8 protein-coding genes are annotated in these 10,892 nt (G+C 36.3%); 6 read left to right on the forward strand and 2 right to left on the reverse strand.

Going from position 1 to position 10,892, the window contains the following annotated elements; genetic code table 11:
• The first annotated feature begins 4 nt into the window (after positions 1 to 4).
• The 6 genes from MCS_RS01915 to MCS_RS01940 all read left to right on the forward strand — a co-directional run bounded on the left by MCS_RS01915 (position 5) and on the right by MCS_RS01940 (position 8,662).
• Complete coding sequence (locus MCS_RS01915) at positions 5 to 778, forward strand: thiazole synthase (RefSeq protein ID WP_004854930.1); 774 nt, start codon at positions 5 to 7, stop codon at positions 776 to 778.
• A complete protein-coding gene (locus MCS_RS01920) occupies positions 775 to 1,380 on the forward strand; it encodes a thiamine phosphate synthase (RefSeq protein ID WP_004854933.1) in 606 nt (201 codons plus the stop codon). Before MCS_RS01915 ends, MCS_RS01920 begins: the two co-directional genes overlap by 4 nt.
• The gene (locus MCS_RS01925; RefSeq protein ID WP_024864239.1) at positions 1,371 to 2,129 is read left to right on the forward strand and encodes a hydroxymethylpyrimidine/phosphomethylpyrimidine kinase; all 759 of its coding nucleotides are present in this window, start codon (positions 1,371 to 1,373) and stop codon (positions 2,127 to 2,129) included. The genes MCS_RS01920 and MCS_RS01925 overlap by 10 nt, the downstream gene beginning before the upstream one ends.
• Before the next feature lie 393 nt (positions 2,130 to 2,522).
• Positions 2,523 to 3,350 (forward strand): uracil-DNA glycosylase, encoded by an 828-nt coding sequence (locus tag MCS_RS01930; RefSeq protein ID WP_004854937.1) that lies wholly within the window; start codon positions 2,523 to 2,525, stop codon positions 3,348 to 3,350.
• A gap of 71 nt (positions 3,351 to 3,421) precedes the next feature.
• Positions 3,422 to 6,049, forward strand: coding sequence for an aminopeptidase N (pepN, locus tag MCS_RS01935; protein WP_004854940.1), 2,628 nt, complete (start codon positions 3,422 to 3,424; stop codon positions 6,047 to 6,049).
• 291 nt (positions 6,050 to 6,340) lie between these two features.
• Positions 6,341 to 8,662, forward strand: a complete 2,322-nt coding sequence (locus MCS_RS01940; RefSeq protein ID WP_004854944.1) for a PAS domain-containing sensor histidine kinase — start codon at positions 6,341 to 6,343, stop codon at positions 8,660 to 8,662.
• A 6-nt stretch (positions 8,663 to 8,668) separates the two neighbouring features.
• Here the strand turns inward: MCS_RS01940 and MCS_RS01945 are convergent, their stop codons facing one another.
• Positions 8,669 to 9,193: a methylated-DNA--[protein]-cysteine S-methyltransferase gene (locus tag MCS_RS01945; RefSeq protein ID WP_004854951.1), complete on the reverse strand. Its 525-nt coding sequence runs from the start codon at positions 9,191 to 9,193 to the stop codon at positions 8,669 to 8,671.
• A 459-nt stretch (positions 9,194 to 9,652) separates the two neighbouring features.
• Positions 9,653 to 10,480, reverse strand: a complete 828-nt coding sequence (locus MCS_RS01950; protein ID WP_004854955.1) for an outer membrane protein — start codon at positions 10,478 to 10,480, stop codon at positions 9,653 to 9,655.
• Positions 10,481 to 10,892: the final 412 nt, after the last annotated feature.

Raw genomic sequence — 10,892 nt, forward strand, 5'->3', positions numbered from 1 at the left:
AACAATGCTTGAGCTTTATGGACGTCAATTTTCTTCGCGTCTTATGCTAGGTACAGCCCAATATCCTTCACCGGCAATCCTTCGTGATGCTATTCACAAATCCAATACAGAAATTGTAACCGTTTCATTGCGCAGAGAAACCGCAAATGGAAAACAAGGTGGACAATTTTGGCAATTTCTTAAAGAACTTGATATAACATTACTTCCCAACACTGCTGGTTGTTACACTATTAAAGAAGCTATCACCACAGCTCAATTAGCACGAGATCTCTTTAAAACGTCTTGGATTAAACTTGAAATTATTGGTAATCCAGACACACTACAGCCAAATATTTTTTCCTTAATAGAAGCAGCGCAAATTTTAAATAGTGAGGGGTTCAAAATTTTTGCTTATACAACAGATGACCTCATTGTTGCTGAAAAACTCTTAGATGTTGGCTGTCGTGTCATTATGCCTTGGTGTGCCCCTATTGGATCTGCTAAAGGACCTCATAATATTGATGGGTTGCGTTCTATACGCGCTTACCTTCCTGATGTTACTCTTGTTATTGATGCTGGTATTGGGCGTCCATCACATGCCGCCATTGCTATGGAACTTGGTTATGATGCGGTCCTTCTTAACACCGCAGTTGCTAAAGCCAGTGATCCTGTTTTAATGGCTGAGGCTTTTTCTAAAGCTGTTCAAGCTGGACGTATGGGATATAAGGCAGGAATTCTCGAAGCCCGTAATGTAGCAGTTCCTTCAACACCAGTCATTGGAAAAGCAGTATTTTCATGAAACTGGATCCCTTTTACCTCATCGTTGATAGTGCTGATTGGATTGAACGTTTGATTCCTCTTGGAGTTAAACTCGTTCAATTGCGTATGAAAAATGAAAAACACCAAATAATCCGCGATCATATCAAGCGCGCAAAAAATATATGCGATAAATTGGAAACACAATTAATTATCAATGATCACTGGACATTAGCAATTGATGAAAAATGCAATTTTATTCATCTTGGACAAGAAGATTTGAGCAATGCTGATCTCCCTGCTATTCGTAAAAGTGGTATAAAATTTGGTATCAGCACACATAACGAACATGAATTAGATATCGCGTTATCTGTTAATCCTGACTATATCGCACTTGGGCCTATTTATCCAACAATCTTAAAAAAAATGAAATGGATGCCGCAAGGACTAGAAAAAATTAAACAATGGAGAAAACACATTGATGCTTTACCTTTAGTTGGTATTGGTGGTTTAACACCGGAACGTGCAATAGATGTTTTGAAAACAGGAGCAAATAGTGCTGCTGTTGTGACAGATATTATCCTCAATAAAAAACCTGAGGAGCGTGTGCAACAATGGATAAAAATGACAAAAGCATGGCGTTAATGTCTTCTATTCTTATTGTTGCAGGTACGGATCCAACAGGTGGTGCCGGTATTGTTCGTGATATAGAAACAGCTACCTATTTTCAAATAAAAACAAATTTAGCAATCACCTGCGTTAACGCACAAGATGATAACCATGTTGCTGAAATTGTTCCAATGCGTAAAAAACTCATCACCGCACAAATGCGTATAGCCCTAGAAGCCAACCAAATACGCGCAATAAAAATCGGTATGACAGGAACCAGAGCCATTATAACTGCAATATGTGATGTATTAAAAGATTATCCTCATATTCCAGTTATTCTTGACCCTGTACTTGTTGCCTCATCAGGGGGAAAACTGACAACGGAAACAATCATAGATATTATGGTCAATAAACTTCTTCCTTACGTTGATCTTTTAACACCTAATAGACAAGAACTCGCTCTTCTTAGCCAAAGTCCATTAGCATCTCATCATGAAGAGGCCATACAACAAGCAAGAAAACTTTTGTCATTTGGAACACGCTCTATATTGATAAAAGGTGGACATGCAAATGGTCCTCTTGCAACTGATATCTTTATTGACAAAAGGAAAATCATAAATATTCCTGCTCCACGTTTAAGAGGAACAATGCGAGGGACAGGTTGTATCTTATCAAGCGCCATTGCAGCACATTTGGCATTAAATGAATCAATGATTCATGCCATAAAAAATGCAAAAGCATATACCCATGCTTTACTTTTAAACCACAATCAGAAAAAGCATTAAAAATTATCATTATATTATGCTGCTATAAAATTTGCTGTATTTTAAATTCGTATATAATGCTTGGTTAGGAATGAATCTGTAGATATAAACAGCGCTTATTTTATTTAGCTTTTAGAAAATCAAACCCGATAAAGCCTCTATTAAGCAGAACAGGCCACCACTATTAAAACAACTTTTAACACTTACACCTTGCTATAATATCATTCTTTAAATATCATAATGGAGAAACAGCATATAAAAATCTGCATACAATCGCAGAGTTTTTTCAACTTTCTCTGTCAAGAAACTCTTTTGTCATTCTCACTCGTAAATTAATAACGAAAATATTATAAAGCTTGAAGAATAATTTTATCTGGTTTATTCGTTAAGAAGTAGATCATTAGAAAAAATAGAATGTTAAACCAGACACCGTGCTCAATCTCATATGAAGAACTCTTAAGCTTTTATAAAGAAAGTGGTGTAGATGCTGTACTCACAGATTTGCCTGTTGACCGCTTTAATCAAGCTGCACTCTCAGAGAAAAAATCAACCCAATCTGTTAACATTTCTTGCAATCAGCAGATATCACAAACTATAAAATTACATGTTCATCCATTGCATACCCCTGATACCAAGCAATATGGATCTTCCGCTCAAGAAATAGCAAAAAATGCAAATACGCTTGATGAATTAAAATCTGCTCTTCTTTCATTTAATGGCTGTTCATTAAAATTGACAGCTAAAAATACCTGTTTTTCAGATGGAACAGCTGGAAGCCCGCTCATGCTTATAGGAGAAGCTCCTGGACGAGAAGAAGATATACAAGGCATTCCATTCGTAGGAAAAGCTGGAATGCTGCTTAACAAAATACTCGCATCGATTGGTTTAACAAGAACCAATGTTTACATAGCCAACACTATCCCTTGGCGTCCGCCAGGAAACCGCACACCAACGCAAAGAGAAGTTGCATTATGCCGCCCTTTCATTGAAAGACAAATTTATTTAGCTAATCCTCGTATTCTTATAGCCCTCGGAGGCGTTGCTATGCAATTTCTTACGGGATCTCAAAATGGAATTATTCGGACACGAGGAAAATGGTTTACTTATGAAAGAGAAGATAAAATACAAATACCTGTTATGCCAACTTTTCATCCCGCTTATCTTCTCCGCACTCCTAGCCAAAAAAAGCTCACTTGGATAGACTTTTTAGAAGTTAAAAATCGCCTAGATAGTCTTGTGTAACTCCTTTATCCTGCTTTTTTAAAAGCACTTCCTCAATTCCTTGCTCTCTTTAATACTCATAGGAAAAAATTATGCAACACTCAGAAATGCCAATTTATCGTCTAGAAGACTATCAACCAACTCCCTATACGATCCCCAGAACACAACTTTACTTCCGTTTAGAACCCACAAAAACCTATGTTACAGCAACATTGTCAATCGAACCTCGTCACAATACAAACGAACTCATACCTCTTGTGCTCTCAGGTGATGAACTTACATTAATTTCTGTTGCTATCAATGGTACAACGTTACCTGAAAATGCTTATCAATATTCTCCTTCACAGATAAAAATTAAGACTCCACCCACAGTTCCTTTTACATTGCAACTGATAACAGAACTCAATCCTGAAAGTAACCGCCAGCTTATGGGACTTTATCTTTCAAATGGTGTTTTTTGCACACAATGCGAAGCAGAAGGCTTTCGTCGTATTACTTATTTTTACGATCGTCCTGATGTTCTTTCTACCTATACAGTAAAAATTGAAGCAGACTCTCAAACAATCCCTATCTTGCTTTCTAATGGAAATCTCGTAGAAACAGGGATTTTAGAAAATAATCGGCACTTTGCTGTTTGGGAAGATCCTTATCCTAAACCATCTTATCTCTTTGCTTTAGTTGGTGGTGATCTTGATAAGTTAGAAGACAATTTTACAACTGTATCTGGACGACGTATCGAACTTGCTATCTATGTGGAAAAAGGAAAAACCAAACGCGCAACCTATGCAATGGATGCCCTTAAACGTTCCATGCGTTGGGATGAACAATTTTTCGGGCGTGAATATGATCTTGATGTTTTCAATATTGTTGCTGTATCCGACTTTAACATGGGAGCAATGGAAAACAAAGGCCTTAACGTTTTTAATGATAAATATGTTCTTGTTGATCCTGAAACAGCAACCGATCAGGATTATAGAAATGTTGAACGTGTGATTGCACATGAATATTTCCATAATTGGAGCGGTAATCGTATTACCTGTCGCGATTGGTTTCAACTCTGTTTAAAAGAAGGATTCACTGTTTATCGTGATCAGGAATTTTCATCAGATCAAAATGTACGCAGCCTACAGCGAATTGAAAATGTAAAAACATTAAAAGCTACTCAATTTGCCGAAGACGCTGGTCCCCTCGCTCATCCTGTACGTCCTCGTCAATATAGCCAAATTAACAATTTTTACACCACAACTGTTTATGAAAAAGGTGCTGAAGTTGTTCGCATGATACGGACTATTTTAGGTCCCTCTCTGTTTCGTAAAGGCACTGATCTCTATTTTCAACGTCATGATGGACAAGCTTGTACAATTGAAGATTTTATCGCCTGTTTTGCTGAAGTGTCTGATCAAGACTTCTCCCAATTCATGCTGTGGTATGAACAAGCTGGAACACCCAATGTAGAAATTGATCATCATTATAGCGATGGCGTTTTAACAATTCATGCAAAGCAATACATTCCTGCAACCCCACAACAAAATACAAAAAAGCCCATGCTTATCCCTATCGCATTTGGGCTTTTAGGACAAAATGGAGAAGCCCTTACTTACGAAACTGATGCAGATATCCAATCAGACATTATGCTTCTCTCCAAGGAAAACCAAACCTTTACATTAAGAGGGATCAGAGAAAAACCTGTATTATCCCTGCTTAGAGACTTCTCTGCTCCTATCAATCTACAAACTTCATTCAATGAAAATGAACTAATTTTTCTCGCCCAAAATGATAGCAATCAAATCAATCGTTGGCAGTCACTTAACCAGTTAATAACGCAGGCTTTGATTCAAGCTATTCAGGATAAAACACAACAACAAGTAGACATGCCTTCTCCTTTACTGAAATTAACTGAGACTATTCTTAAAGATGACAGTCTTGAACCAGAATTTCGCGCATTTTGTTTCAGCTTACCTAGTGAGATTGAGCTTGCCCATATAATTGGTGAAAATATTGATCCAGAACGTATCCACTCTATACGCAATCAATTTTTATCTTCACTCGCACATACGCATCAAGAAATCTTTACAAAAATTTATGCGCAAATGGAAATTAATGAGCCCTATTCACCAAGCGCTGCACAAGCCGGAAAACGCGCATTACGGAATATTACGCTAGACTATCTTTCCATCGCCGAAGCCCGACCAAACCGTGCCGCCACACAATATGCGACAGCCGATAATATGACCGACCGCTTGGCCAGTATAACCATTTTGGTGCGACGCTTTAACGAAAGTGAACAGGCGCAAAATGCCTTAAATGATTTTGAAAACCGCTATCAACATGATCCTTTGGTTATGGATAAATGGTTCTCTATTCAAGCAATGGTTGCGGGAGCATCAACACTTGAACATATTCAAAAACTCATGAAACATCCGCTTTTTTCACAGGATAATCCCAATCGTGTACGTGCTTTAATTGGTGTTTTTTCCTCTAATAACCTAACGGGTTTTAATAGAATTGATGGTGCATCCTATTATTTCCTTTGCCAAATCATTTTGGAAATTGACAAAAAAAATCCACAACTTGCATCACGGTTATTAACAATGATGCGCTCTTGGCAACAGTTAGAACCTATTCGGAGACAAAAATTCGAAAGTGCATTAAAAACAATTGCAGAAGCTCCCCAATTGTCAAGCGATGTAGCGGATATTATTAATCGTCTCCTCGCTTAAAAGAAAAAATATTTTAAAATCAATTTGTTATAATATTTCTTATGCAATAACATAAACACTCTTGTCAATAAACACCAAATCTATAATAAACAGGCTATTTAAGCCTGTTTATAGGTCATATTAATAAGGTTCCTTTTCCCTTCCATATTCCACTTTTATAAAAGTAAAATAACTTTTTCTAAAAAAAGACTGGACAGAAGACTCCTGTTTTGATTCATTGTACTTATGGAGTTACTATGAATATCAAAGCAATTTTAAAATCACATTATTCCATAATTAAAGGAACTAGAAATGGCTAAATTGGACGCATACGATGCGCCAACGGAGGTATATGCTGATTCAAAATCAAGCGCTCAAACTCAAAAGGCGCAGACAGAGTGTACTCATCTGTTTTCTGGTTTCACCTACAAAAAGGTTCTCTTTATTGAGCCTTGGTTGCGACGTTCACTTCCATTAATAATTATGCTGTTTCTTGTTGTATTGGCAACAATTCGCTTTGTGTCAATCTACGATTGGCGTAAAACTCTTGAGAAAAATACGCGTTCTACCATCACTCTCTTAGCTTCTTATATTACCAATACAATTGATCGTGACTCACTTTCCATCACTCAGGAAGGAAAAGTCACCACTCTTTCTTATAATCATTTGCAAAATATTCTTACTAATTTTCGCAATCAAGGTCTTATCAAGACCAGCACTCTTATTGCCATAGTCGATCAAAAAGGCAATGTGCTTGCTTCATCCAGTTCAGAGATATCTTTAGGAAAACCCTTACAAAATTTCACCTCTGAAATCATTGCTTTACAAGCTCTCGGACAACATGCTGGAGTTATGCACATTAAAATAGGTAAAGATACACCTGCTCTCGCTTTATTTCACAAAACAGAAAATGGACAATATGGTGTATTTGTCAGTGAAAAAACACAACAAATGTTTATGGAATGGCGAAAATTTTTCTCGTTAAATATGACCCTTCTCATAGGGACGACTGGCGTTATCCTCGTCCTTCTCTATGCTTATTATAATCAGGTTATACGAGCACGTAAGACAGATCTTATTTCAGAAAAAATTCAAAACCGCATTGACATGGCAATGATGCGTGGACGCTGCGGACTATGGGATTGGAATATGGCAAGCGGACGTGTCTATTGGTCACGTGCAATGTATGAAATGCTTGGCTATGTGCCTCAAGATGCACTGCTATCAATTTCCCAAATCAGCGCCATTATCAACCCAAATGATGCTAATTTTTTTGACATTGCTCAAGAATTAATGAGCGGTAAAAAAAAGCATATCGATATTACTGTTCCCATGCGCCACGCCGATGGTCATTATGTATGGATGCGCATTCGTGCTGAAATCACCGATGAAGAAGAACCCCATTTGGTTGGTATTTCCTTCGATATTAGTGAACAACGTCAATTTGCTGAACAAACAGCGCAAGCCGACCTTCGTATCCGTGATGCGATTGAAAATATTTCAGAATCTTTTGTATTGTGGGACTCAGAAGGACGTTTAGTCATGTCCAATAGCAAATTTTGTGAATATGCTGCTATCCCTAAACAAATTCTACAATCAGGAATTCAACGTGCAACTGTCGAAGCCATGGCTCGTCCTGCAATCAGTGAATATCCCCTCAAAGATGATGGTAGTGGTAACTTCACCAGTATTCGCAAAACTGCTGATGGTTCTTGGCTCAAAATTAATGAACGGCGTACCCAAGATGGAGGACTTGTTTGCATTGGTACGGACATTTCCGAGCTTAAACAACAACAAGAAAAATTTGAAGACAGTGAACGGCGCCTCTTTTCCTTTATTCAAGAGCTTAAACGTGCGCGAGGAAATGCTCAACAACGTGCAACAGAAGTTGAAAAACTCAATAAAAGTCTCAAAGCAGAAAAAGAACGCGCCGAAAGTGCTAATAAAGCTAAATCAGAATTTTTAGCCAATATGTCTCATGAATTGCGCACTCCATTAAATGCTATTCTTGGCTTTTCAGACATCATGTTACAATCCACTTTTGGTCCTCTTGGATCACAACGCTATAAGGAATATATGCATGATATTTACAATTCAGGAACTCACTTGCTAACTCTTATCAATGATATTCTTGATATGTCCAAAATCGAAGCTGGAAGATTTACCATTGATTGCAAGGATATCGATCTTGAACCCATTATCAGTGAAACAGTGCGAACACTTACACCACAAGCTCAAGAAAAAAATATTTCCGTTACAACGAATATTGCTCCAGAACTTCATGCCGAAGTTGATGGCCGTGCTATAAAACAAATTTTCCTTAATATTATCTCTAATGCTGTTAAATTTACACCTTCTGGTGGAAGTATTGATATCTGCACTTTCAAGAAAAAAAATAATCTTATTTTTAAAATTAAAGATACAGGAGTCGGTATTCCTCAATCAGCAATTAAAAAACTTGGGCAACCTTTTGAACAAGTAGAAAATCAATTTACAAAGACTCATACTGGTTCAGGTCTTGGATTAGCAATTTCGCGTTCTTTGGTAGAACTTCACAAAGGAAAACTTGAAATTACCTCTAAAGAATTGAGAGGAACAACTGTGACCATTACAATGCCAATCAAACAAAGTTAAATCCGTTTAAGTACCCTCCATTTGTTCCCGTTGAAGCAAAATCTGTTTCCGTTTTATCCCCCAACGATAACCAGAGATAAAACCATTCTTACACACCACACGATGGCAAGGAATAACTAACGCCAATTCGTTGCATGCGCATGCACGGGCAACTGCACGAAAAGCATTTGGCATACCAATACGCTGTGCTAACTCCTTATAAGAAATGGTTTCTCCACATACTACATGAAATAATTCTGCCCATACTTTCTTCTGGAAAGCTGTGCCATTTATATCTAAAGAAAAATCCTGTTTTCTTACCAACTTAGGAGTTTCTATCATGGTGACAATATGGGCAACTTCTCTCTTAAATGTGTTGTCATAAACTACTTGTTGTCCATCACCAAAGCGTAGCATAAATTCCTGTAATAATTGTTCCGTCGTATCTCCTAAGGCTATACTACAAATCCCTTTGTAGGATTTTGCCACAAAAAGCATTCCTATCGAAGTATCTTTCAAGAAGCATATTCTCTTTTGAGCAATGTTCAGCATGATAACTCTTCTGATATTGTAAAAGATTTCAGAATCAATGGATGCACAAATACTCTTTTTTATATTACTTAATTGATTTTGCATATATTTTTGCAAAACATGCAAACAGAAACTTAGGAATAGACTTTAAAAGTATCTTTACAGTATAGAACTAAGCAAAAATTCCTCTCAAGGAGCTTATTTAGCTGCACTAAACGTCAGAATATTTCAACATTTAAAAATGTTCTTTTTTTATCACATTACAATTGCTAAGATTCAAAAGAAACTTGTCTTTTATGTTCAAGAAGATTTTTGCCATCCAATAAATTCTCTTCTTATAAAATGGAATAAAAGACCCCAGAAAAGATATTTTAAATAAGTCTACACCACTCTTAACAGAGAACAATTTACAGTATATAATTAAAAAAACAAAGCCCCATTCGAAAATGGGGCTTTTTAACAATTGAATCCTGCAATAAACTAAAATTTGTATGCTACACCAACACGAAAATCATTGGTTTTGTAACCAATTTCAATTCTTTCATTTGCAAATTTCTTTTTACCAAAATCTGAGTAACGATATTCTGCACGCAAAATAACATTATCAGTCATGGAAAAATCAATACCACCACCAAGAGTAAAACCAATCATCATTTTCTCTTCATCATGTAATAAATCAGAAATATTCATTTCTCTGCTTGTTGCACCTTCTGCATCTACAAAGGCATTTTTAACCTGTGTATAAGCAACTCCTCCTGCAATATAGGGCAACAGACGCTCAATCGAAAAACCAACTCGTACCCGTGTGGCACCAGCCCATTTTTGCTCTAAAGTATGCTGCATAGCTTTAACACTAGAATATAATGCTCTATTATTTTCCATATTCCTTAGTATGGGTATGTCTTCTTCATCCTCTAATGACCTGCTCACATTTTGTTTCAGCCAATCAATATCTTTTGTATCTTTTTTATTCGACAAAACCACATCTGTATCAGCCCCTATAACAAAGCCACTGTCTATATCAAAATTAAAACCTGCATAAATACCACCTACAAAACCAGAAAGTTTAGGTAAATGCTCTTTATCCACCGGCTCCCATGTTCCCCCGTTCTTATCTTCTGAATAGCTTAAGGCAACCTCACTTAAAAAACCACCAACTTGGCCTCCAAGATAAAACCCTGACCAAGAAAATGGAGAAACTACAACAACAGGCGCCGGTGTCGCTGGAATTATAATATCCGCTGCCCGTGCCGCAGAAACTGAAATTAAAGCAAAAATAGATGTTGTGATTAAATACTTTTTAGTCATAATTGCTCCCCTAAAAGCTAATGTGACACTTAATATTCGGATCGTTTCACATTTTTTTTAAAAAATCTGTAGCAAAAATGTTACAGTTATAAAAAAAATAACATCTTTATTGTAAAATTCAAGAAAACTTTAATAAATAATATTGTTATAATTGTTTAATTTTTTATCTTAAACTATATTTTTTTATTATATTTTAAGATAAAAATACAAAATAAAATTAAAAAGTATACTTTTTAATTTTATGACTACAATATATCATAAATAAATATTTCTTATTTTTCCTCATGCTTTGCGTTTTTCCAATTCTCTGTTAAGGATATTCAAATATCTAAAGGCAATTAAAATAGTTAATTATTAAAAATATCATAGGACTTTATTAAAGTTTTTCTATAATAGAATTTGCTTATCTGAT

Source organism: Bartonella doshiae NCTC 12862 = ATCC 700133 (assembly GCF_000278155.1).
In the GTDB taxonomy this organism is placed as follows: Bacteria; Pseudomonadota; Alphaproteobacteria; order Rhizobiales; family Rhizobiaceae; genus Bartonella; species Bartonella doshiae.

Coding starts and splice junctions, on each gene's coding strand:
- MCS_RS01930 (WP_004854937.1), top strand. CDS start 2,523: ATGTTAAACCAGACACCGTGCTCAATCTCATATGAAGAACTCTTAAGC.
- MCS_RS01925 (WP_024864239.1), top strand. CDS start 1,371: ATGGCGTTAATGTCTTCTATTCTTATTGTTGCAGGTACGGATCCAACA.
- MCS_RS01940 (WP_004854944.1), top strand. CDS start 6,341: ATGGCTAAATTGGACGCATACGATGCGCCAACGGAGGTATATGCTGAT.
- MCS_RS01915 (WP_004854930.1), top strand. CDS start 5: ATGCTTGAGCTTTATGGACGTCAATTTTCTTCGCGTCTTATGCTAGGT.
- pepN (WP_004854940.1), top strand. CDS start 3,422: ATGCAACACTCAGAAATGCCAATTTATCGTCTAGAAGACTATCAACCA.
- MCS_RS01920 (WP_004854933.1), top strand. CDS start 775: ATGAAACTGGATCCCTTTTACCTCATCGTTGATAGTGCTGATTGGATT.
- MCS_RS01950 (WP_004854955.1), bottom strand. CDS start 10,480: ATGACTAAAAAGTATTTAATCACAACATCTATTTTTGCTTTAATTTCA.
- MCS_RS01945 (WP_004854951.1), bottom strand. CDS start 9,193: ATGCTGAACATTGCTCAAAAGAGAATATGCTTCTTGAAAGATACTTCG.